The organism is Actinomadura graeca (genome assembly GCF_019175365.1).
Lineage (GTDB): Bacteria > Actinomycetota > Actinomycetes > Streptosporangiales > Streptosporangiaceae > Spirillospora > Spirillospora graeca.
This window is the reverse complement of the sequence record NZ_CP059572.1, coordinates 1,681,802-1,703,409: the sequence shown is the minus strand read 5'-3', so window position 1 is coordinate 1,703,409 and position 21,608 is coordinate 1,681,802. Positions and strand designations below refer to the sequence as shown.

General features: G+C 73.4%; 20 protein-coding genes. 7 read left to right on the top strand and 13 right to left on the bottom strand.

Going from position 1 to position 21,608, the window contains the following annotated elements; translation table 11 throughout:
• Nucleotides 1-522: 522 nt before the first annotated feature.
• The 4 genes from AGRA3207_RS07925 to AGRA3207_RS07910 all read right to left on the bottom strand — a co-directional run bounded on the left by AGRA3207_RS07925 (nt 523) and on the right by AGRA3207_RS07910 (nt 5,036).
• Nucleotides 523-1,014 (bottom strand): hypothetical protein, encoded by a 492-nt coding sequence (locus AGRA3207_RS07925; RefSeq protein WP_231333906.1) that lies wholly within the window; start codon nt 1,012-1,014, stop codon nt 523-525.
• 15 nt (nt 1,015-1,029) lie between these two features.
• Nucleotides 1,030-2,151 carry a DUF6745 domain-containing protein gene (locus tag AGRA3207_RS07920; RefSeq protein WP_231333905.1) on the bottom strand — a complete coding sequence of 374 codons (1,122 nt, stop codon included), beginning with the start codon at nt 2,149-2,151 and terminating at the stop codon, nt 1,030-1,032.
• A gap of 60 nt (nt 2,152-2,211) precedes the next feature.
• Nucleotides 2,212-4,002, bottom strand: coding sequence for an NACHT domain-containing protein (locus tag AGRA3207_RS07915; protein WP_231333904.1), 1,791 nt, complete (start codon nt 4,000-4,002; stop codon nt 2,212-2,214).
• Nucleotides 4,003-4,376: 374 nt separating this feature from the next.
• Nucleotides 4,377-5,036, bottom strand: a complete 660-nt coding sequence (locus AGRA3207_RS07910; protein WP_231333903.1) for a CHAT domain-containing protein — start codon at nt 5,034-5,036, stop codon at nt 4,377-4,379.
• 374 nt (nt 5,037-5,410) lie between these two features.
• Between AGRA3207_RS07910 and AGRA3207_RS07905 the strand changes: the two genes are divergently transcribed.
• Nucleotides 5,411-5,812, top strand: coding sequence for a hypothetical protein (locus AGRA3207_RS07905; protein ID WP_231333902.1), 402 nt, complete (start codon nt 5,411-5,413; stop codon nt 5,810-5,812).
• Nucleotides 5,813-6,164: 352 nt separating this feature from the next.
• On the opposite strand, the gene AGRA3207_RS39770 is transcribed toward AGRA3207_RS07905, so the two are convergent.
• The gene (locus AGRA3207_RS39770; RefSeq protein WP_273700016.1) at nt 6,165-6,296 is read right to left on the bottom strand and encodes a hypothetical protein; all 132 of its coding nucleotides are present in this window, start codon (nt 6,294-6,296) and stop codon (nt 6,165-6,167) included.
• A 167-nt stretch (nt 6,297-6,463) separates the two neighbouring features.
• On the opposite strand from AGRA3207_RS39770, the gene AGRA3207_RS07900 reads away from it, so the two are divergent.
• On the top strand, nt 6,464-7,489 hold the full coding sequence (locus tag AGRA3207_RS07900) for a LysR family transcriptional regulator (protein WP_231333901.1): 1,026 nt from the start codon (nt 6,464-6,466) through the stop codon (nt 7,487-7,489).
• Between the two features lie 7 nt (nt 7,490-7,496).
• Here the strand turns inward: AGRA3207_RS07900 and AGRA3207_RS07895 are convergent, their stop codons facing one another.
• The gene (locus AGRA3207_RS07895; RefSeq protein WP_231333900.1) at nt 7,497-8,423 is read right to left on the bottom strand and encodes a carbohydrate kinase family protein; all 927 of its coding nucleotides are present in this window, start codon (nt 8,421-8,423) and stop codon (nt 7,497-7,499) included.
• 167 nt (nt 8,424-8,590) lie between these two features.
• Between AGRA3207_RS07895 and AGRA3207_RS07890 the strand changes: the two genes are divergently transcribed.
• Nucleotides 8,591-11,029, top strand: a complete 2,439-nt coding sequence (locus AGRA3207_RS07890; RefSeq protein WP_231333899.1) for a bifunctional acetate--CoA ligase family protein/GNAT family N-acetyltransferase — start codon at nt 8,591-8,593, stop codon at nt 11,027-11,029.
• A gap of 66 nt (nt 11,030-11,095) precedes the next feature.
• On the opposite strand, the gene AGRA3207_RS07885 is transcribed toward AGRA3207_RS07890, so the two are convergent.
• Nucleotides 11,096-11,404 carry a hypothetical protein gene (locus tag AGRA3207_RS07885; RefSeq protein WP_231333898.1) on the bottom strand — a complete coding sequence of 103 codons (309 nt, stop codon included), beginning with the start codon at nt 11,402-11,404 and terminating at the stop codon, nt 11,096-11,098.
• Nucleotides 11,405-11,492: 88 nt separating this feature from the next.
• Between AGRA3207_RS07885 and AGRA3207_RS07880 the strand changes: the two genes are divergently transcribed.
• The 3 genes from AGRA3207_RS07880 to AGRA3207_RS07870 all read left to right on the top strand — a co-directional run bounded on the left by AGRA3207_RS07880 (nt 11,493) and on the right by AGRA3207_RS07870 (nt 14,139).
• Nucleotides 11,493-12,074: a DUF5998 family protein gene (locus AGRA3207_RS07880; RefSeq protein WP_067458602.1), complete on the top strand. Its 582-nt coding sequence runs from the start codon at nt 11,493-11,495 to the stop codon at nt 12,072-12,074.
• Complete coding sequence (locus AGRA3207_RS07875; protein ID WP_231333897.1) at nt 12,071-13,192, top strand: alkaline phosphatase family protein; 1,122 nt, start codon at nt 12,071-12,073, stop codon at nt 13,190-13,192. The genes AGRA3207_RS07880 and AGRA3207_RS07875 overlap by 4 nt, the downstream gene beginning before the upstream one ends.
• 116 nt (nt 13,193-13,308) lie before the next feature.
• The gene (locus tag AGRA3207_RS07870; protein WP_231333896.1) at nt 13,309-14,139 is read left to right on the top strand and encodes a sulfurtransferase; all 831 of its coding nucleotides are present in this window, start codon (nt 13,309-13,311) and stop codon (nt 14,137-14,139) included.
• Nucleotides 14,140-14,172: 33 nt separating this feature from the next.
• On the opposite strand, the gene AGRA3207_RS07865 is transcribed toward AGRA3207_RS07870, so the two are convergent.
• The 4 genes from AGRA3207_RS07865 to AGRA3207_RS07850 all read right to left on the bottom strand — a co-directional run bounded on the left by AGRA3207_RS07865 (nt 14,173) and on the right by AGRA3207_RS07850 (nt 18,930).
• Nucleotides 14,173-16,722 (bottom strand): CHAT domain-containing protein, encoded by a 2,550-nt coding sequence (locus tag AGRA3207_RS07865; protein ID WP_231333895.1) that lies wholly within the window; start codon nt 16,720-16,722, stop codon nt 14,173-14,175.
• Nucleotides 16,719-17,168 (bottom strand): hypothetical protein, encoded by a 450-nt coding sequence (locus AGRA3207_RS07860; RefSeq protein WP_231333894.1) that lies wholly within the window; start codon nt 17,166-17,168, stop codon nt 16,719-16,721. The genes AGRA3207_RS07865 and AGRA3207_RS07860 overlap by 4 nt, the downstream gene beginning before the upstream one ends.
• A complete protein-coding gene (locus AGRA3207_RS07855) occupies nt 17,165-17,701 on the bottom strand; it encodes an RNA polymerase sigma factor (RefSeq protein WP_231333893.1) in 537 nt (178 codons plus the stop codon). The genes AGRA3207_RS07860 and AGRA3207_RS07855 overlap by 4 nt, the downstream gene beginning before the upstream one ends.
• A 68-nt stretch (nt 17,702-17,769) precedes the next feature.
• Nucleotides 17,770-18,930, bottom strand: a complete 1,161-nt coding sequence (locus AGRA3207_RS07850; protein WP_231333892.1) for a S8 family peptidase — start codon at nt 18,928-18,930, stop codon at nt 17,770-17,772.
• Nucleotides 18,931-19,188: 258 nt separating this feature from the next.
• On the opposite strand from AGRA3207_RS07850, the gene AGRA3207_RS07845 reads away from it, so the two are divergent.
• Nucleotides 19,189-19,683, top strand: coding sequence for a DUF3145 domain-containing protein (locus tag AGRA3207_RS07845; RefSeq protein WP_231333891.1), 495 nt, complete (start codon nt 19,189-19,191; stop codon nt 19,681-19,683).
• A 202-nt stretch (nt 19,684-19,885) separates the two neighbouring features.
• On the opposite strand, the gene AGRA3207_RS07840 is transcribed toward AGRA3207_RS07845, so the two are convergent.
• Nucleotides 19,886-21,193 carry a beta-ketoacyl-[acyl-carrier-protein] synthase family protein gene (locus AGRA3207_RS07840; RefSeq protein ID WP_231333890.1) on the bottom strand — a complete coding sequence of 436 codons (1,308 nt, stop codon included), beginning with the start codon at nt 21,191-21,193 and terminating at the stop codon, nt 19,886-19,888.
• 121 nt (nt 21,194-21,314) lie between these two features.
• Entirely contained in the window at nt 21,315-21,566 is a 252-nt protein-coding gene (locus AGRA3207_RS07835) for an acyl carrier protein (RefSeq protein ID WP_231333889.1), read from the bottom strand.
• Nucleotides 21,567-21,608 lie beyond the last annotated feature (42 nt).

Sequence of the window (21,608 nt, the reverse complement as noted above, 5' to 3'; positions counted from 1 at the left end):
CTACGTGGGGGGCACGCCTGTGCGGGGCCACACTGCGCGGGCCCGCGTCTGCGTGGGGCTGCGCCAATGCGGAGCCGCGTCTGCGTGGGGCCATACCTGCGTGGGGTCTTGCCCGCCTGGGACACACCAGCGTGGGGCCGCACACCAGCGTGGGCTGCGCCTACGTGGGGACGCGCCAGCGCGGGGCCGCGTCTGCGTGGGGCCGCGTCTGCGTGGGGCCACAATGCGCGGGCCGCACCTGCGCAGCGCTGCGCCAGTGTGGCGCATCAGCGTGGGGGCGGGCCTTCCTGGAGCCGACCCAGCTCTCAGTGCAAGGGGTAGCACGCACCCGGCTGTGTCGCGGTTCGTTCGAATGCTAGGCGGTACCGGCCTTGGGCTGGCCGAGAACTCGACTCGGCGGTGGTGATGCGTGGTACGCCGCTGTGGCCATGCGGCTGACGCCGCAGGTCAGGAGGGGATTGTTGGTTGCGCTTCGGAGGTCGGGCTGGGGGCGCGCGGGGTTGCAGGTGTTGAAATGGCGCCTTAATCGTCTACCAGGTCGGAGAAGAGGGGGGACGTGGCGGGATGCGGGGTGCGTGACGTTCTTGGTGCGCCTTCGAAGGCGACGTGTGCTTGGCGTTTGCGGTTGAGGACGTAGTCGCCTGCGCCGATTCCGTTGGCGCCGTGTTCGTCGGTGTGGATCAGGAGGGCGGCCTGGCCGTGGGGGACGCGCAGGTAGCCGACTGCGAGGTCGTCTTCGGAGTGCCGCCGACCGGTCATCGGCAGCCAGGACACTCCGGGGCTGTCGAATCCGGGGTGAAGCCAGTGGGTGTTCCCGGTCGCCTCGCCGTGGATGACCTGCACTCCCGTTGCGGAGACGATCTGCCAGTCGTCGGACGAGGGCGGGGTGGTGGGGAGGACCAGCAGGTCGCCCTGGGCCTGGGGGCCGGTCAGGATCGGGACCTCGGCGTCGGCGACGAGGTGGCCGGGGACGGTCACGCCGATCAGGTTCAGTGCGCTCGCGTAGGTGTGCATGGGCTCTCCTCGGGATCAGGTGCGTCGTTCCAGTCGCCGGTAGACCTCCACCGGGCAGCCGTATTGCCAGGCGGCGGCTTCGACGGGATCGTCCAGGTGCGGGGGCACCGGTTCGGCGTACTCGCGGTGGGCGCCGGAACGGTCGGGGCTGCCGTTGCGCATCACCAGGAGCCGTGCGTCGGCGTTCGGGATGTCGTAGAGCCGCAGCAGGGCGCCGGGGTTGGCGGGATCGTCCGATTCGGCCAGTGGTTCGAGCCCGGTTCTGGAGATGAAGGTCTCCCAGCCCATGCGTTCGATGGCCAGCCGACGCAGCTCGCTGTTCCGCGTCGTGCTGAACTGCTGCAGGCCCCATTCGCCGTCGAACAGTTCCTTCGGTACCAAGGTGCCGTGCAGGAAGAAGTAGTCCTCACCGCCCGGCCATTGCAAAGCCGGACCGTCGTCCCGGTGCGGGCGTGTGGTGCCGTCGGGCAACGTCTCGGTGTGCATGACCGACGGCGGTTCGACCACGATTGCGAGATCACGGAAGGTCGCGCATGCGAAGGCTCGTCCCGGGCCGCCGTAGAAGAGGCAGTCTTGCAGGCCCTTGATATCGCCATTGTTGGCCGAGGTGAGAACGGCGGTCGAGAACGGATATGGAGGCTTCTCAATTTGCGCTTTTCTCGGAGTGTGCAGCTTGACCTGGTCATTGAACGTGAAGGGGAATTCGGAGTACCCGCCATCCGCGGTGACCATCGGTGAACCGCAGCAGAGCCAGACGAAGAGGAAGAGGCCCGAGTAGACGTAGAGGGCTTCGAGCCAGCTCAGCTTGGCGAGGCTCGCGCCGAGGAGGCCCACCTGGGGCTCGCCCGTGCGCAGGGCGACGTACACGATCGCAGCGAAGGGGAGGAAGACCAGGTAGAGGCAGAGCGTGGACGCCAGTATCGACAGCGCGCGCCAGCACAGGGCGCGAATGCGGTCTCGGGCGGTCAATGCCCTCTGTCGGCCGCCCCAGGAGTGGTATGGCCGCATTCCTTGTGGGGACTCGACCCAGATCACGCGGCGAGGCCAGTGCCTCAGGGAGGCGTGGTAGGCGCGGCGGAGACCGGCGGCGATCTCGGCGCGGTCCTGGTCGCTCAGCGGCTCGATCTCTCCTGCCACGGCGCCCTCCCTCAGGAAAAGTATGTGCACCTCGCGGGGAGGGGACAAGGCCGTTCGCGGTCAGCGGTGCCGGTGCGGCGCAAGGGATTCTTGTTCGAGTTCGGACGATTCCTTCAGCAGGCGCGCGCGGCCCACGGCGTCCAGTGTGGAGTCCTCGGCGAGTTTCGCCAGGGAGCTCGCCATGGAGCGGTAGCCGCGCCGGTCGCCGAAGGCGGAGAGCGCCCTGGCCGCCTGAACGCGTGCTTCACTGCGGAAAACGGGGTTGCGGAACAGTGCGCCGAGCGCCGCGATGGTCTCTCTTCGGCTTATCGAGCGCGCCCGCACGTGGTCGAAAGGGCCGAAAAATATCAAGGGGAGTGAGAGGACGGCCAATTGAGGCCAGTACAGGATCAGGGGGATCAGGGCGAACAGAAGTGACTGGAGGTGGTGTGAGCGCAGATTCCACGGATCGACGACGTCGATGATGTCCGGGTCCTTTGCGATGTCCTCCAGTGCCGTGACGCCGCGTTCGTCGTCGATCCTGAGGAGGGTGTCGGCCGCGAGCACGCGCTCGCATCCGGTGACGGCCCTGGTCGGTGGGCTTGTCGCCACGGCGACCAGGGTGGAGAGGGCGGCCGTCGAGATCTCGTCGGGGACGGCTGTGCCGGACCGGGCCTGGAGGGCCACGAACGTGCCGCCTTCGACGCCGCCGCGCTGGGCGACCTCCAGGAGTCTCCGGTCGGTGCCCTCGGGGTCCCGCCTCCTCGCGGCGTCGAGCACGAACCCCGCGTACGACATGTCGGTCCGGTCGATCGGCGCCGGGATCCCCCGCCACAGGGCGATGAGCGGATCGGTCGCGTGGCGGGACATGCTCCAGGTCCGGTGGCGGAAGAACACGCCGGGAGCTTTGGTCCAGCGGCGGTCGATGAGCCGGCGCAGTTCCGCCGAGCACGCCTCCGCGTCGCGGGTGCGGTGGCGGGCCGCCAGATATTCGAGGACGGTCCAGTGGGGGAATTCCAGACCGCCCGGGCGCCTGGTCAGCAGTCCGCTGCGCAGCAACGCCTCCTCCAGGAATCGCCTCCACGCGTGGTCCCGCAGTTCGAGGTCTTCCGAGGGGCATTCCGCCTCGGGTTGGCCCGCCAGGAAATCCACGGGCGACAGGGAGGTCTCGCCTTCGCGGCGTTGGGCGGCGAATCGCTCGATGAGGGAGGGCAGGTGGTCCATCGTCCGCCGTCCGCGCTCGACCGTCGTCCCGCCCCAGCGTTTCAGGGCTTCCTCGGCCTGCTCGGTGGTGTCGTAACGTTCCGTCGCGCGGGTGCGGAGATGCCTGATGAATTCCTCGTAGACATCGCTTCGCCTACCCCGCGGCAGTTCGCCGTGGGCCTGATAGAGAAGGCACAGCATCACGGCGATAAGCGGTACCCGGGCCAGGTCGATATAGCCGGTCCGGCGCAGCAGGCCGGTGAATCGCGCGGCGGTGTCGTCGGCGTCCGGTACCCCGAACCAGCCCGCCGCGAGCTCCGTGATCTCCTCGTCATTGAACGGCAGCAACGTGTAGCGCGGAACGGCGGAGCCGAAGACGTCGAGCTCACCGGCGGCCGGGTGCCGGGTCGCGACGACGAAACGGTAGTGGTCGGCATCGCCGTCCCGCATGAACCCGGCGATGGTCCGGAGGACCCGCCTTCGTGCTGAGATGTCGGGCACCTCGTCCACGCCGTCCACGAGGACCAGCCACCGGGCGCCGTCCGTCGGCGGGAGGGCGAACAGGTCCGGGTCGAGCCTTGTGACGGGAGTCAGCTCGCTCGCCACCGCGGCGGCGATGGCGTCGGTGAGCGACGGCTGCCCGACCAGGAAACGGGCGGGGACCAGCACCGGGACCGTGGCGTCGCCCTCACCGGCGACCCACCGTCCGATGCTGTGCGCCAGATGATCTCCCAGAAGGCTGGACTTTCCTCCGCCCGCACCGGCCAGGACGACACAGTTCTGCCCGCTCGACAGGATGTCGGGTGCGTAGAGCTGCCGAGCAGCGGACGAACCGGGTTCACCCTCGCCGGGACCCTGCTGGAGGGCAACCCGCTGGGGCAGGTAGACCTTGTCGAGCGGAGGGGCGCCGTCGCTGTCGATGTCCTCGTACGGGTGGTGCCCGGCGGCGCGGTGCGCTGCCGCCAGGTAGCCGTCCAGGCGCGTGCGCTGGACGTCGGCGGACGAAGCCGGCGGCGAAGCGGCCTGGTGGACGCCGGATCCGGTCAGGCCAAGGCCGGATCCGGCTTCGAAGGGTGCGGCGGGACCAGTGTGGTGGCCGCGGGGTCGGCGCCCGCGCCTCGGGCGAGGACCGGCAGGTCCGCTTCGGGCATGCCCGAGCCCTCCAGTTGCAGCCGGGCGAGCCGGTAGGCGGCCTGCACCGACTGCCCGTCGGTCAGCGCCGCGTAGAAGCGGGCGGCGAAGCCGATCGCGGCCTCGTCGCCGATGCCGCCGCGCATCCCCACCGCCAGCGGCACCACCCGGACCAGCTCGGCCAGATGCGCCTCGGACCTGCAGGCGTTGAGCACCACCAGGCTCGGCGGCCTGTCGACCGCGCCCATCGCCTGGACGAACACCCGCACCGGCAGCCTGTGCCCGGGGTTCGGGGTGTCGGCGCCGCTGTCCAGCCCCAGGGAGTGCTCGTCGGCGTGGCCGGAGAAGGCGACGACGTCCGGCACGACCCGGGTCAGGCCGTCCAGCAGATCGTCCAGGGTCGCCGCGGGCTGATGCTCGATGTGCACCGCGTCCCGGTGCACCGCGGCGCGCACGGCCTTCTGGACGCGGCGGACCTCCTCGTCCACGCGGAGATCACCGCGCGGGGAGGCCGTCAGGTACAACACCCGCAGCCCGTCAGGCCGCCGGGCACCCGGTCCGGTCACCGCCATGTACGCCCCCCATCCGCCTCCGCCGCTCCCGGCGCTGACGGACATCATCGGCCCACCCGGCCCGCGGCGCTGGAAGAGCGCGCAGACGGACCGGCCGACTTCGGCCAGGCGGGAGGGCGAACAAAAGCCGGCATTCGGGCTCTGACCGGGTGACGGCGGTTTCGCGCCATAACCCGAACATTGGTCGGACCACCCCGCCGATCAATTCCTTATCCTCCCTGAGGTAAAGTCGCGAGGGGTTCCGTTGTAGCGCGCCGCCCGGCACACCCGGGCTAAGGATTCGCGGACACGGCCAGGTGCGGTGTGGGGGACACATCGAAAATGGACTCGAAGTCACCGGTCGTGCGCCATAGGTGATCTCTGGGGGTTTCACGATGGACTACGGACCGGCTCCGGATCCGCGCGACGCGGCCGCGCCGCCGCCGGGTTCCGCGGCGTGCGAAGGACGTTCCCGCGGTGGTTCCGCACGGCGCGGGCGCCGCTCGGCGACGACCCTGTTCGCGGTCGCCCTCCCCGTCGTCGCGTCGGCGGTGCTGCTGCGCACCCTGCCGCCGGCGTCCGGGAGCGACGTGCCGCCCGCCGTGCCGCGCCCCCCGGCGGTCACCGGATCGTCGGCGCCGTCTCCCGGGGACGAGGGCGCCTACCGGCCGCGGTCGTCGTCCGGCGCCAAGGTGCAAGGCTCCCAGGGCGGCGCAGGGACGTCCGGTGACGGCTCCCTGCCGGAGGACGGTGAGCGCCCGCATGCGCCGCGCAGCGCGCCCGTTCCCACCCCCTAGCCCGGCGGAGGGCCACGGCCCGGCCCGGGGGGCCGAAAGGCCGGCGGGCCCATCGCGTCCTGCGGCAAAGGTGCTCAGGCGTTGTGCGAGTGCGCCGGCCGTCCGGTGGGGTAAGGGCGGAGGCCGCTCCCACGGGGCGGATGAAGCGCGCCCGCACAAGCCCGATCAGGTGATGACCGCCCGCCGGGTCCCAGAGCCGGGATCGCGGCGGGCATGGTCCGGGGCCGCCCCGCCCGCGCGCCCCTGTCGGCGCGGGCGGGTGATGTGGCCGGCCCGTGCGCGCGGCCCCGCGCACGGGCCGGCGATCGGCCCGGGCGCCGCGGCGGAGAAGAGCCGCGGCGGACCGGGAGTCTCAGGTGCCCGCCTTCGCCGGGTAGACGAGCTTGTCCGCGGGCTCGACCCTGAGCGTGGTGGGCACGGACGCGACGATCTTCGCGGGCACGTCCGGGGGCGGGACGGGGCGGACGGGGTCGGGCGAGCTCACAAGCGCACTTCCTCGGTCGGGGACGGGTTGAAAGTGTTCTAGAGGTCAGAAAAGTCTGTCCAGTTGTTTTGAAGAACATCTTGAGATAAGTTCAGCGGGAAATGTCATCATTTCCCGCCGGGATGACCGCTCGGCCATTTCGGGAGCCGGTAGTAATGTCCCTCCCCGTGTCCCCGTCACTCGACGAGTTGCTGACCTGCCCGCCCGCGCTGCTCGACAGCACGTTCGACCAGCTGCGGACGCTGCTCGTGGTGTACGAGACGGGTTCGGCGCTGCGGGCGGCCCGCGTGCTCGGGCGTGAGCAGTCGAGCGTCCAGAAGCAGTTGGACACCCTCAACCGCAGCAGCCAGGCGCTGTGCGGGGAGGTGCTGACCGTCCGGCAGGGGCGGGGGAAGGACTTCCTGTTCACGCCCACCGGGGAGACCTCGGTGGAGCTGGCGCGCACGACGTTCGCGAGCTGGCTGGAGTCCATCCACTGGAGCCGCCGGCGGCTCGGGCGGATGCTCACGGTCGGCACGACGGAGTTCACGCTGCCGATCGTGTCGCGGGCGTGGCAGCGGGTGTCGGAGGAGTTCCGGCAGCGCGAGGTGGAGTTCAAGGTCGCGCACGTCCGCACCAAGGACCTGTGGACGCGGCTGGAGACCAAGCAGGTCGACCTGATCTGCGGCAGCATCGTCAGCACGCCGGAGGGTGACCTGCGGCTCAGGGACTACGAGATCGTCGAGTACGCGCGCGGCCAGGCGCTGCTGCTGACGAACCTGCCGGAGGCGGAGCTGCCGGACGCGCCGGTGCGCACGAGCGCGCTCGCCGGCGTGCCGCTGGTGGTGCCGCCCGCGGGCCTGGTCGCCGATCTGCTCGCGACCTGGTACGGGGCGGGCTTCCGGGACCGGCTGAACGTGGTCGCCGACATCGACGACGTCCACTACGGCCTGTCGCTGCTGAGGTCCGGGTTCGTCCGCGGCTGCATGATCGTGACGGGCTCGATCGGCCGCGGCATGGCCGGGCGGGACGATCCCGACGGCGTGCCGCTGCGCGCGATCACGCTGGACGACGACCTGGAGCCCCGGGCCGAGCTGATGACGGGCGCGTTCGTCCGCCGCGACGACCTGGAGCGCTACGACGCCGGGCACCCGCTGAACCGGCTGTGGGCGGCGGTGCGCGAGGACGTCCGCACCTACACGCCGCTGGCCTGACCCCCGGTCAGTTCTTGATCTGGTTGTCGACCACGTCCAGGGACGGGCGGGCGCCGAGGTGCTGCATGGCCGTGGCGGCGAGGCGGCATCCGGCGGTGAGCGCGTCGGCGGGCTGCTTGCCGTCCAGCCACGGGGGCAGGAACCCGGCGATGAAGGCGTCGCCCGCGCCGGTGCCGTCGACGATCTTCTCGATGGGCTCGGCGGCGACGGTGACCGGCTCGGGCCTGCCGTTGGTGTACCAGAGGGCGCCGTCGGCGCCGACCTTCACCACGACCTGCGGGTACCAGGCGGTGAGCACCTTGGCGGCCTGGTCGGGGTTGTCGCGGCCGGTGAGGATCTCGGCCTCGGAGGCGTTGACGACCAGCAGCCGGGCGCCCTGCGTCCACTCCAGGAACGGCTCGGCGCCCATCCGCTTGAGGGGTGAGGACGAGCCGCCGTCCACCGAGATCGACATCTGCGCCTTGCGGGCGAGGTCGAGGGTGTGGGTGGCGGCCTTCCGCGAGCCCTCGTTGATCAGCGAGTAACCGGACAGGTGCAGGTGCGTGCTCTGGACGAACAGGTCCTTGCAGCGCTCGATGTCCTCGGGTAGGAGGGCGGCGTTGGCGCCGGGGTCAGAGAGCATGGTGCGGTCGCCCTTGTGGGTGACCATGACCACACACGTGCCGGTGGGACGTTCCTGGTCCATGACGAGGCGGGCGTCGACGCCGTACCCCATCAGCTCCATGTCCCGGTTCCGGCCGGCGATGTCGGAGCCGCGGCGGCCGACGAAGGCCACCTCGATCCCCTCCAGGGCGAGCCACGAGGCCACGTTGGCGCCCGAGCCGCCCCCGTGGATCGTCACGGCCGCGGGCGTGTCACTGCCTTTGGCCAGGGGGAACGCGGCACGCGCCACGGTGTCTGTCATCAGATCGCCGACCACGACCACGCGCGTCATGGAGTCATCACCTCGATCAACACGGCCCGCGCGAGCGGCATTCAGGGCGTGTGCTCGACCGTAACAGCTCTTGCCCCCCGATTAGGTCTCGAACGCGCAGCGAAACCAAGGAAGCCTCGAATTTCCCGGCGCGGCGACCTGGGACGGCGTGCCTTACGCTCGGATCCGTGACCGAGCGTTACCCGGATCAGTGGGAGGCCGACGTCGTCCTCAGCGACGGCGGGACGGCCCATCTGCGGCCCATCCGGACCGCCGACGCCGAGCTCCTGCGCGTGTTCTACGCGCGGCTGTCGCCGGAGTCGATCTACTACCGGTTCTTCTCGCCGCGCCCGCGGCTCACCGACCGTGAGATCGAGCACTTCACGTCCGTCGACCACGACCGGCGCGTCGCGCTGATCGCCACGATCGGCGAGGAGATGGTGGCGGTCGTCCGGTACGACCGCCTCACCGACCGCCCGGAGACGGCCGAGGTCGCGTTCCTGGTCGAGGACGCGCACCAGGGGCGGGGGCTCGGCGCGGTGCTCCTGGAGCACATCGCCGCGGCGGCGCGGGAGCGGGGCGTGCGCCGGTTCGTCGCGAGCGTCCTGCCGGACAACCGGAGGATGACGCGGGTGTTCCGGGAGGCGGGCTACCAGGTCGGGCAGCGGTTCGAGGAGGGCGTCATCGAGCTGGTCCTGGAGCTGGAGCCCACCGAGACCTCGCTGGAGGTCATGGCGGCGCGCGAGCACCGGGCCGAGTCGCGGTCGATCCAGCGGCTTCTGTTCCCCCGCTCGGTGGCGGTGATCGGCGCGAGCCGGGCCGAGCACAGCGTCGGGCAGACCGTCCTGCGGAACCTGCTCGGCGGGGACTTCACCGGCCCCGTGTACCCGGTGCATCCGACCGCCGTGGCCGTCGCGGGGGTCCGCGCGTACGCGTCGGTCCTGGAGATCCCGGACGGGGTGGACCTCGCGGTCGTCGCCGTCCGGGCGGACGCCGTGCACGACGTGGTGGAGCAGTGCGCGGGCAAGGGCGTGCACGGGCTGGTCGTGGTGTCGTCCGGATTCGGGGAGACGGGCCCGGAGGGACGGGCGTCCCAGGAGGAGCTGGTCCGTCTCGCCCGCGCCTACGGGATGCGTGTCGTCGGCCCCAACTGCCTGGGCATCGCCAACACCGACCCGGAGGTGCGGCTGAACGCGACGCTGGCTCCGACCCTGCCCGGGCGTGGCCCGGTGGGTTTCTTCTCCCAATCGGGGGCGCTCGGTATCGCGATCCTCCAGCGGACGGCGGGACGCGGCCTCGGGCTGTCCACGTTCGTCTCCGCCGGGAACCGCGCCGACGTGTCCGGCAACGACCTGATGCAGTACTGGGAAGAGGACCCGGCGACCAAGGCCGTCCTGCTGTATCTGGAGTCGCTGGGCAACCCGCGGAAGTTCGCGCGGCTCGCGCGCCGGCTCGGGCGCCGCAAGCCGATCGTGGCGGTCAAGAGCGGGCGCGGCACGCAGGGCGTCCCGATCGGGCACGCGGCGCGCGCGCTGACCCTGCCGGACCACGCGGTCAGCGCGCTCTTCGCGCAGGCCGGGGTGATCCGTGTCGAGGACCTGTCGGAGCTGTTCGACGTGGCGCAGCTGCTGGCGTACCAGCCGCTTCCCGCCGGCGACCGGATCGCGATCATCGACAACTCCGACTCGCTGGGCCTCCTCGCGCAGGACGCGGCGCTGGCGCTCGGCCTGGAGGTCAGGCCGCGGCTCGACCTCGGGCCGCGCGCGGGCGCCGACGAGTACGAGGCCGCCCTCGCGGGGGCCTTGGGCGACGACACCGTCGACGCGGTGGTCGCGCTGTTCACGCCTCCGACGATCGGCGGCTACGACCTGCGCGTCCCGGAGCGGATCCTGCGGCTGGCCGAGGAGAGCACGAAGCCGATCGTCGCGACCTATCTGGGTTTGGAAGGCATGCCCGCGGATTTGCGCGTCCCCGGGCCGGACGGCGCGGCCGCCGAGGGGTCGATCCCGTCGTACCCGGCGCCCGAGGACGCCGTCCGGGCGCTGGCGTACGTCATCGGGTACGCGCGGTGGCGGCGGCGCCCGGCCGGTCACATGCCGGAGTTCGCCGACGCCGACCGCGAGCGCGCGCGGGCACTCGTCGAGGGCTGGCTCGATTCGGGGGATCCGGTGCGGGCGACACCGGAGCAGGCGTCCGAGCTCCTCGGCTGCTACGGCATCGGCCTCCGGGACGGCGGGGGAGTGCCGACCCGCATCGTCACCATGGAGGACCCCTCGTTCGGCGCGGTCGTCTCCTTCGGGCTGGCCGACGAGACCGCCGCGCTCCTGGACGATCGCGCCTACCGGCTGGGGCCGCTCGCGGACGCCGAGGCCGCGGAGCTGGTCCGCGCCGTCCGGACGGCCCCGCTCCTGCTCGGGCACCGCGGCGCCGAGCCGGTGGACGTCGCCGCGCTGGAGGAGCTGCTCCTCCGCGTGTCACGTCTCGGCTACGACCTGCCCGAGGTGGCGCGCCTGGAACTGGACCCGGTCATGGCGGACGCGTCCGGTGTCGCGGTCGGCGGGGCGTCGCTGCGCCTGGAGCGTCCACCCGGGCCCAGGCCGGAGCTCGGGCCGCGCCGCCTCCCCTGACCGGGCGCGCCGCGGTGACCGGCGCGCGGGGACGACGGGCATGCGGCGGCGGCGCGCCCCAGAGGCTCAGGCGGGTGGCGGGGGAGGACTCGGCTGGGGCGTCGGCGGGACGGGATCGGGCGCGGGCCCAGGCGGCACCGGATCGGGCGGCGGGCCCGGTGGCGACGGCTCGGGCGCGGGACCGGGCGGCGTCGGCTCCGGCGGCGGGCCGGGAGGGACGGGGTCGGGCGCGGGACCCGGCGGCACCGGGCCGGGCGGCTGCGGCGCGGGACCGGGCGGCGGCTCGGAGGGCGGGACCAGCGGTTCCGGCTGGGGAGCCGGGTCCGGGGTGGGCGGCGGGACCGGCGGCGGCGCGGGCAGCGGATCTCTGTCCATGTCCTCCCCGTACCCCGCGGGACGGTCGCTGACCATGCGGGCGGGCCGTCATGTGCGCGTCCGCCCCCGGACAGGGCAGGATGGGGCCATGAGGGAAACCCGAGCGACCGCTCACGGCCTGCGCACGGCGATCGAGCGCAGCGGTTACTACCCGGTCCTGGTCGCGGACGCGGTCGAATCGGCCATTGGGGACGAACGGGTCGTCGCCTACGTGGTGCACCACGAGGCGACCTTCGATCCCGCGATGGAGGTGCGGCGGCACGTGACCGTGCTCGTGCTGTCCGCGAGCCGGCTGCTGGTGTGCCACACCGACGAGCATCCGCCCGGCGAGGGCATGGCGCAGCCGCACGCGTCCACCACCACCGAGGCCGTCAGGCTGAACCGCGTCCAGTCGGTCGCGGTGACCCGGGTCGTCCCGGACCCGGCGTCCTACGTGCCGGGGGTCCCGCCGACCGAGGTCGTGCTGACGATCGGCTGGGGCGCCATCGCCCACATCGACCTGGAGCCCGCGACCTGCGGCGACGAGAACTGCGAGGCCGACCACGGCTACACCGGCAGCGTCACCGCCGACGACCTGTCCCTGCGGGTGAGCGAGGCCGCGGACGGCGCGGAGGCCGTCGGGCAGGTGCTGGCCTTCGCCGAGGAACTGTCCGCCGCGACGGCCCGGTGAGCGCGCCGCCGCCCGTCCCTCCCCGGTACGGGACGGCTGCGCTCGCCGACCTCCCCCCGTCGGTCCTGGCCGCGCTGGGCGTCCCGGGCGCGGTGAACGTCCTGGACCTGCCGGAGGTGCCCCGCGCCTGCGTCCTGCTCGTGGACGGGCTCGGCTGGGAGCAGCTGCGCGCCCATCCGGACGAGGCGCCCTACCTGAACGCGATGGACGGCGGCCCCATCACGGCGGGGTTCCCGGCGACGACCGTCGCCAGCCTGGGCTCGCTGGCCACCGGACTGCCGCCCGGCGGGCACGGCCTGCTCGGCGTGCAGGTGGCGGTGCCCGGCACCGGGCGGCTGCTCAACTGCCTGCGCTGGCGCGACGACTCGGTCGACCCGCGGGAGTTCCAGCCCGCCCCGACCGTGTACGAGCGGGCCGCGGAGGACGGCGTCGAGGTCTCCTACGTGGCGCTCGGCCACTACCGGGGCTCGGGCCTGAGCCGCGCCACCGTCCGCGGCGCCGCCTACCTGGGCGCCGACAGCCTCGGCCAGCTCGTCGGGCGGGCGGAGGAGGCGCTGCGCCGGGGCGGGCGGTCGTTCGTGACCGTCTACCACGCCGACCTCGACTCGACCGGGCACCGGTTCGGCGTGGCGTCCGCCGACTGGCGCCACCAGCTGCGGTTCGTGGACGTCCTCGCCCAGCGGCTCGCCGCCGCGCTGCCCGCCGGGTCGGCGCTGTACGTCACGGCCGACCACGGCATGGTCGACCCGTCCGAGCGGGTGGACGCCGACACCGTGCCCGGGCTGCGGGACGGCGTGGCGCTCCTCGGCGGCGACGCGCGCGCCCGCTACGTCTACAGCGAGCCGGGCGCCCACGCCGACGTCCTCGCCGCCTGGGCGGGCGTCCTCGGCGACCGCGCCTGGGTCGTGGCGCGGGACGAGGCCGTCGCGGACGGCTGGTTCGGCCCGCTCGCCCCCGGGATGGCGGAGCGCATCGGCGACGTGATCGCCGTCCCGCACGGGGATCTGGCGATCATCGCCTCCGAACGCGAGCCGTGGCTGGAGCGGATGGTCGGCATGCACGGGTCGCTCGTGCCCGACGAACTGCTGATCCCGCTGCTCGCCGCCTCCAGGCCCTGAAACCCCGTCCCCGCCGCGTCTCCCGGGCGGAGCGGGCCCGGGCTGCCTAGGCTCGGGATGTGACGAACCAGAATTCGCCCCTCCCTAATCGGGGCAACCCCGGTCAAACTGGCGATGTGCATCCTCTCATCGAAGTGCCCGCGCTGGACGGGCTGCTCCGGCGGCAGACGCCCGTGGTCCTGCTGGACGTGCGATGGCATCTGGCGGGGCCGCCGGGGATCGAGTCCTACCGCAAGGGGCACCTGCCCGGTGCCGTCTTCGTCGACCTGGACCGCGACGTCGCGGGGAGGCCCGGCGCGGCGGGGCGTCATCCGCTGCCCGAGTCCGGGGACTTCGAGGCCGCCATGCGCCGCGCCGGCGTCTGCGCCGACCGGCTGGTCGTGGTCTACGACGACGCCGACTCCACCGCCGCCGCGCGGCTCTGGTGGTCGCTGCGCTACTTCGGCCACGACCGCGTCCGCGTCCTGGACGGCGGGTACCGGGCGTGGACGGAGGCGGGCCACCCGGTGACCACCGACGACCCGGAGGTCAAGCCCGGCGACTTCATCGCCGACCCCGGGCGGCTGCCGGTCCTGGACGCCGAGGGCGCCGCGGCGCTGGCCCGCGCGGGCGTGCTGCTGGACGCGCGCTCCGCCGAGCGCTTCCGCGGTGAGATGGAACCCGTCGACCCGGTCGCCGGGCACATCCCGGGCGCGCGGAACGCTCCCACGTCCGGCAACGTCGGCGTGGACGGCCGCTTCCTGCCGCCGAGCCTGCTCCGCGAGCGCTTCGGCAAGCTCGGCGCGACCGACGCCCTGGACGTCGGCGCCTACTGCGGCTCCGGCGTGACGGCCGCGCACGAGATCCTCGCCCTCAACCTCGCCGGGATACCGGCCGCCCTGTACGTCGGCTCCTGGTCGAACTGGGTGGCCGACTCCGCGCACCCGGTGGCCACCGGCGACTCCTGACCGCGGTCCCCGGCCGTGGCCCGGGCGCAGGTCTCACCCGGCGCCCAGGCACAGGAAGCCCGCCACGCCAGGGGAACGCGGGACGGACGCCAGGGCGCGCGAAGGCGACCGTCCTCCGGCCAAGGCCGCGTGGAAGGCGGACATGAACTCCGGCGTCACCTCGTCCCGGACGGGGGCGACGCTGGCGATCACCGTCGCGGTCCCGAGGGCGAGGAGCGCGCCCGCCATGCCGAGGACGGCGTCGCCGCCGTCCGCGCGCCCGATGTCGCATGCGGACAGCACCATCACATGCGGCGGGACGGACAGCTCGTCCATGTCGTGGACCATCAGGGGGCCGTCGGCGAGGCGCAGGAGTGAGAACAGCGCGTTGCCCTGACGGAACTCGCCGTGGGCCGCGATGTGGGCGAGCAGGGCACCGTCCATGGCGTCGCGGACGGGCTCGGCGCGCGCCCCCGGACCGTCCAAGACGACGGCGTGGGGATACACGTGCCGGAGTGCGCTGAGTTCCCGCGCGGTGTGCACCAGTCCGGGTCCGCTCGCGAGGACGACATGGCCGTCCGGGCGGGCGGCCGCGCATGCGCGCAACCAGGCGCTCGCAGACGGGACGACCGTGAACGGACGTCCGGCCAGGGACGGGAGCGTCGCCCACGGCAGGCCGTGAAGCGGCCCGGTCGGCGCGATGACCAGCTCGCGGTCACCGAGGTCCTCGCGCAGCGGGCCCAGGAGGAGGCGCTCCAGCCGCACGGCGGCGTGGGCCAGGGCCGCGGCCGCCTGCTGGTCGTCCTCCTCGGCCGCCAGGCGGCGCAGTGCGAAACGGGCCGTCCCGATGTCGCGGGCGGCCGCGTCGCACGGCCCGAGGCACCTGCGGCGGACGCGCCCGTCCGCGATCGTCACGGCGTGCAGATCGGGCCCGATCGCGATGATCTCGACGAGCGCCCGGCCGTCCAGTGCGGCGGCGATCTCACCGGCCCCGGGGGAGCGGCGGGGCGGCCCGTCCGGCGTCCGGCGGCGGGTGTGCGCCACCACCTGCGCCTCCAGGGCGGCCAGGTCCGCGGACAGCACCGACGGGACTCCGCCGCGGGCCGTGTCGGCCGTGTGGTCGAGGCTCAGCGCCCGCAGCGCGGCCAGCGCGGCGGCCCGCTCGGGCTCCCTGGGCGGACGGACCCGCACCGGGCGGGCGAGCCCCCGGCGCTGTTCCTCCAGAGCGAGCAGCTCTTGTGCGGAACCGGCCAGGACGAGACCGAAGGCGGCCAGCTCCGCCGCGAACCCGGCCGCGCGCGCCCGCAGGTCCAGCGCACCCAGAACCTCGGTCTGCTCCTCGGTCACCTGGAGGCCGGCCTGCACCGCCTCTACGGCGCCCGTGTGGTCGTCCCTGGCGGAGCGTTCGAGCGCGATGGCGTGCCAGGCGGAGATCCTGGCCGAGGCAGGGCCGCGCATCTGCCCGGCCTCCACGAGGAGCCGTCCGGCGGGCCTGCCCAACGTGAGGGCGACGCGCGCGGCGACGACACGGGCGTCCGCCGCCGCATCGCCCCAGCCCCCGTCCTCCAGACGCCGCGCCGTGGCGACGGCCGCGCCGAAGAGGGCGTCCGAGCGTTCCCCGGAGATCCACCTCGCGCGGAGCAGCAGATGCTCGGCGAGCGGCATCCAGCCGGTGCGCGCCTGCCCGGCGAACCGGTCCCGCGCATGCTCGGCCGTGGCCGCCGCCCGGCCGGGCAGGCCGTCGGCAAGCTCGGCGTGGGCGAGGAGGAGCAGGCCGTCCGCGACGTCGCACCGGTACCCGTTCGCCGTGGCCGCCCGCAGAGCCTGCTCAAGGAGGGGACGCGCCTCACCCGGCAGGCCCGCGATGATGAGCGTCTCCGCCTGGTCGAGACGGCATTGCGCGAGACGCTCACCGGTCAGTCCGGGCTCGGCCTCAGCGAAAAGGCGGAGCGCGCGCGGCACATCCCCACGCCGCGACACCGCGAAAGCCAGGTTGCCCTTGGCCATCGCCACCTGATGCCCCAGACCTGCGGCCTCACCCACCGCGACCGCTTCCTCCAAGGCCCGCACGGCGTCATCGAGGTTCCCGCGCAAAGCCTGTGCGAGACCCAAATTGGTGAGCAGACCGGCTAACGTCGCCGGGTCGTTCGCGTGCCGGAGCCCGGGCAGAGCGCGCGCGGCCAGGTCATGCGCCTCTGAGAGCCGTCCGGCGCGGGCGAGCACGCACGCCGTGTTCGCGGCCAGCCGGTCCGCGTCCGGGCCGCGCAGGACGGGCCCCGCCTCCGACGCGTGCGCGAGAGCCGCCTCGCACTCCCCGCTCGCCGCGAGCAGCCCGACCATGTTCATCCGGACCTGCGCCGCCGCGTACGCGTCGCGCCTGCCCGGCGGCCGCCGCCCCTCCGCGAGGTCCAGGGCCCGGCGCAGGTGGCCCAGCCCCTCGTCCAGGTGGCCCAGCTCCTTGGCCGCGAGGCCCGCCACGCGCAGCGCGAGGATCGCCTCCGGCGCGGTCGCGGCGCAGCCGAGGAGGGTCAGGGCACGGGTGCGGGCGGTCGTGGGGGCCATGGCCGCCAGGCGCAGCAGCGCGCCCTCGCCGGGGGCGCTCACAGGCGGATCCAGCTCGTGACGACGGACGTCTCGTCCGCGAGCCGCAGGACGAGGCTGACCGGCCCCTCGGGCACGCACGGGAGGCAGAACAGCCCGCCGGGCCCGGCGCGGGCCGTCAGGCCCCCCGGCGGGACGTCCGGATGGCGGACCTCGACCAGCGCGGGCGCGGGCGGGACCAGCCGTCCGCTGACCTCGCGGTCACGTCCGGCACCGGTCACCTCGACCTCCAGCGTCAGGCCCGGGCAGGTGAACGTCAGCGTGCGGGCCGTCCCGCCGCGGACCCCGGCGGCCACGGGCCCGTCCCGGTCGCCGGTCAGCCCGGCCAGGGCCGCGGACGGCAGCCGCCACCCGATCGCCGCCCGTCCCGCGGACAGGACGCTCCGCGGGACGGGGTCGAGCATCTCGAACGCGGCCCTCACGTGCGCCAGCAGGTCGTCCTCGTTCACCCGACGAGCCTCCGCAGCGTCGCGAGGCAGCGCGCCCGCGTCGGGCCGACGCTGCCGACCGGGATCCGCAGCGCCGCCGCCAGCTCGGCGTGGCACGCGGCCTGCGCGACCAGCCGCAGCAGCGTCTGGCAGCGGCGGGGGAGCGCCGACAGCGCCGCGGCGACCTGGCCGACGCGCTCGCGCGCCACCACCACCTGATCGGGCGGCGGCCCCGGCTCCGCGGCGGGCGGCGCCACGGAGGGCGGGAGGTCCCGGCCACGCCGCGCCGCCAGCCGCGTGCTCTCGCGGCGCGCGGTGGTCGCGAGCCAGCCGCCGACCGCGGACGGGTCGCGCAGGCCGTCCAGCCGTTCCACGAGCCGCAGCCACACGGTCTGCACCACGTCGCCCGCGTCGGCGTCGCACAGCCCGTACCCGCGCGCGATCGCCCACAGCATCGCGCTGTAGCGCTCGACCAGCCGGGCCCACGCGGCATCGTCGCCGTCGCGGGCCCGCACCACCAGCGTTTCCGTGACCTCGTCCTGCAGGGGCACCACAAAGACTCCTTTCGCGGCCCCCCGCGCGCCCCACCCTAGAACGAGTGTGACGCTGTGCGCACGTTCAGTTACAGCTTTGCGGCCGTCCCGTGCTCGAAGCCGACGGCCACGCCGAGGTCGGGGAGCGCGCCGCCCGCCGGATCGAGGACCCGGTCCGCCGCCGCGACCGCGTCGATGTCCTCATCGGCCGCCACGCCGGCGATCCGCCCCGCGACCGCGGGCGCCGCGAACGAGGTGCCGCTCCACGTCGCGTAGCCCTCGAAGTCGGCGCGCCGGCCGTCGAAGCTCACATAGCTGCTGGCGACGTCCACGCCCTGCGCGCAGGCGTCCACCCACCAGCCGTAGTTGGAGAACGCGGCGCGGTCCCCGCCGTCCAGCGCCGCGACGCCGATCACCGGCTTGAGCGCGGCGGGCCAGAACGGCCGGTCGGTCGCCGCGTTGCCCGCGCACGCCACCACCACCGTGCGGCGGCCCAGCGCCGCGACGGTCCGTGCCAGGACCGCGGACGGGCGGTCGTCGAACGTGTGGCAGCCCAGTGAGAGATTGACCACGTCCGCCCCGCCGGATGCCGCCAGCCCCGCCAGCGCGCGGATCACCCCGGCCTCGTCGCCGACCCCGTCGCCGCCGATGACGCGCCGCGCCCGCAGCCGCGCGGACGGCGCCTGCCGCAGCACCACGCCCGCCACGAACGTGCCGTGCCCCGCCTGCGCGTCCAGTTCGAGGTCCAGGTCCGCGTCGAGGTCCTCCGCCACCTCGTCGCGCTGCTCCCGGAACCACTCCGTGTCCTCGTACCACGGATGGGGTGACAAGCCCGTGTCCAGGATCGCGACCGTCACGTCTCTGCGCGCGCGCCCGGCCGTGGGCGCCGGCACGGGACGGGACGGGCGCGGCAGATCCGCGGGCCCGCTCCACCACATCGGCTGCCCCAGGACGAGATGGTTCGGCGACACCGCCAGCCGGCGGTGCCGTCCGTCCCCGGCCAGATGGACCGTGAGTTCGCACACGTCCACCTTCGCCGGGGCCCGCAGCCGCAGCCGGGTGACGCCCTCCTCGTCGTGCCGCGAGTCGCACCAGCGGCGCACCGCGTCCTCCGCCGCGCCGGCGTCGTGCCCGGCGACCAGGATCTGGTCGCGGCGCACCAGAGCGGGCCGTCCCGGCACCGGCTCCACCACCGCCGCGTCCGGGTGGCGCTCCAGGAGCCGCTCCAGCCGCGCTTGCTGATCGAACATCGGTCTTCGCCTCTCACCAGCGCCGACCGCTTCCCCCGCCCATGGTGCACCTTCCGCTGTACCCTGCACGCCGGAACGCCTACTCTTGACGTCCGGGCACGATGAACGGTGCGCATCCCGTGGTCAAGCGTTCGACAAAGAGCGGGCTCACGGTGGTGCGACTCGTGCCGATGATGCACAATGAGGGACGCGGACGCCGTCTTGGGACGTACGAGGCCGTAGGGGAAGACGAGCCTCAGTACACATCCAGGAGGTCCGGTGACCGCACGTGGCGTTTTCTACGTCCACTCCGCGCCACCTGCGCTGAGCCCGCATGTCGAGTGGGCCGCCGCAGGTGTTCTCGGTGTGCCCGTTTCCCTTGAATGGGCCGATCAGGCGGCGGCCCCGGGAACGCTGCGCGCCGAGCTTCATTGGGAGGGCAAGCCGGGCACCGCCGCGGGAATCACGTCCGCGCTGCGGAATTGGAAACTGCTGCGATTCGAGGCCACCGAGGACCCCACGCCGGGCTGCGACGGCGTCCGCTACAGCTTCACCCCGTCCCTCGGGGTGTTCACGGGCGTCATCGGCGCCAGCGGCGACATCATGGTGCCCGAGGACCGGCTCCGCTCGGTGATGGCGAACGCCGCCGTCGGCAAGACGACGCTGGAGCACGAGCTCGACCGTCTTCTCGGCACGCCCTGGGACAACGAACTGGAGCCTTTTCGCAGGGCAGGTGACGGCGCCCCCGTCCGCTGGCTCCACGCCGCCGTCTAAGAGCCGAGGCGGCGTTTGGAGCGCGCCCGTCCCCGCACCGAGCGCGCTGCGATGAACCCGACACCGGACCGGAAGGGCCCGCCGCCAGGCGGGCCCTTCCGGCCGTGCTCGCACGACCGCGTTCGCCGGGCATGGCGCAGGCGCCCGGCGGCCGGGCGCCCTGGATCCTGGTGCGAGGCGCCCCCTGACGCCTCGCGGACGATCAGACGGCGCGCTGGAAGGCGACCGACACGTTGTGGCCGCCGAAGCCGAACGAGTTGTTGAGGGCCGCGGCGGGGCCGTCGGGGAGCCTGCGCGGCTCGCCCCGGGCGATGTCCAGGTCGACCTCGTCGTCGAGGTCCTCCAGGTTGGCGACGGGCGGGACGAGGCCGTCCCGCAGCGTGAGGATCGTGAAGATCGACTCCAGGGCCCCGGCGCCGCCGAGCAGGTGGCCGGTCATCGACTTGGTGGCGGTGATGATCACCTTGCGGGCGGCGTCCTCGCCGAGCCCGGCCTTGATCGAGGCGAGCTCGGCCACGTCGCCGGCCGGGGTGGAGGTGGCGTGGGCGTTGATGTGCACGATGTCCGACGGCTCGAGATCGGCGTCGGCGAGGGCCCGCTGCATGGCCTTGGCCTGCCCGGCGCCGCTCGGGTCGGGCAGCACGATGTCGTAGGCGTCGCCGGAGTAGCCGCAGCCCGCGGCGATGCCGTGGATCTGCGCGCCGCGCCTGCGCGCGTGCTCCTCCGACTCCAGGATCATGACGGCCGCGCCCTCGCCGAGCACGAAGCCGTCGCGGTTCTTGTCGTAGGGGCGGGAGGCCCGCTCGGGCTCCTCGTTGCGGGTCGACATCGCCCGCATCGCGCCGAACGAGGCCATCTGCAGCGGGTGTATGCACGACTCGGTGCCGCCGCAGATGATGACGTCGGCGCGTCCCGCGCGGATCATGTCGATCGCGTAGCCGACCGCCTCGCCGCTGGACGCGCAGGCGCTGACCAGGGCGTGCGACCCGGCCATCGCGCCGAACTCGATGCCGACGTGCCCGGACGCGCCGTTCGGCATCAGCATCGGGACGGTGAACGGCGAGACCCGCGACCAGCCCTTGTCCTTGTAGACGTCGTAGCTGTTGAGCGCGGTGTGCAGGCCGCCGATGCCGCTGGACAGCACCACGCCGAGGCGCTCGCCGTCCACCGCGAACCCGCCCTCGACCCCGGCCGTGTCGTCGCCCTTCTTGCCCTTGCGGGTGGCGGGCGGGGCGAACCCGGCGCTCGTCCACGCCTCCCGCGCCGCGATCAGCGCGATGGCCTGGTTGCGGTCGAGCTTGCGCAGCAGCTGCTTCGGCATCACCTCGGACGGGTCGACCGCCAGCGTGGCGGCGAACCGCACCGGCAGGTTCTCCACGCCCTCCCACTGGAGCGGCCGGATTCCGGACTTGCCGGCGAGCAGGGCCGACCATGTCGACGGCAGGTCGCCGCCGAGCGGGGTCGTGGCCCCGAAACCGGTCACGACGACTTTGGTCTTGCTCGTGCTCATGCGTGCTGCTCCTTGCGAACGGGGAGGGGAGTGGGCCTGGCGCGCCGCGCCGCTGGAACGGTCCGGCGGCCGCCGGGCCGACAGGCCCGTGCCGGCCGGAGCGGCGCGCCGTCCCCGCTGATCAGCTCTGAAGCTTCTGGACGAAGTTGATGACGTCCTGGACCGTCTTCAGGTTGCGCAGCTCGTCGTCGGGGATCTCGACCCCGAACTGGTCCTGCGCGGACACCGCGATCTCCACCATCGACAGCGAGTCGATGTCGAGGTCGTCGATGAAGTTCTTCTCCGGGGTGACCTCCGCCTTGTCGATACCGACGATCTCGTCGATGATCTCGGCGATGCCGTCCAGGATCTGCTGTTCGGTGGCGACTGCCATGGTGCGGGTTCTCCTTCGGTGGGTTGGTCCAGAGCTCTGAAA

Bases quoted from the DNA above. Each gene is read 5' to 3' on its own strand.
- AGRA3207_RS07925 (WP_231333906.1), bottom strand. From the start codon at position 1,014: ATGCACACCTACGCGAGCGCACTGAACCTGATCGGCGTGACCGTCCCC.
- AGRA3207_RS07905 (WP_231333902.1), top strand. From the start codon at position 5,411: ATGGACTACGGACCGGCTCCGGATCCGCGCGACGCGGCCGCGCCGCCG.
- AGRA3207_RS07835 (WP_231333889.1), bottom strand. From the start codon at position 21,566: ATGGCAGTCGCCACCGAACAGCAGATCCTGGACGGCATCGCCGAGATC.
- AGRA3207_RS07895 (WP_231333900.1), bottom strand. From the start codon at position 8,423: ATGACGCGCGTGGTCGTGGTCGGCGATCTGATGACAGACACCGTGGCG.
- AGRA3207_RS07880 (WP_067458602.1), top strand. From the start codon at position 11,493: ATGAGGGAAACCCGAGCGACCGCTCACGGCCTGCGCACGGCGATCGAG.
- AGRA3207_RS07885 (WP_231333898.1), bottom strand. From the start codon at position 11,404: ATGGACAGAGATCCGCTGCCCGCGCCGCCGCCGGTCCCGCCGCCCACC.
- AGRA3207_RS07840 (WP_231333890.1), bottom strand. From the start codon at position 21,193: ATGAGCACGAGCAAGACCAAAGTCGTCGTGACCGGTTTCGGGGCCACG.
- AGRA3207_RS07850 (WP_231333892.1), bottom strand. From the start codon at position 18,930: ATGTTCGATCAGCAAGCGCGGCTGGAGCGGCTCCTGGAGCGCCACCCG.
- AGRA3207_RS07910 (WP_231333903.1), bottom strand. From the start codon at position 5,036: ATGGCGGTGACCGGACCGGGTGCCCGGCGGCCTGACGGGCTGCGGGTG.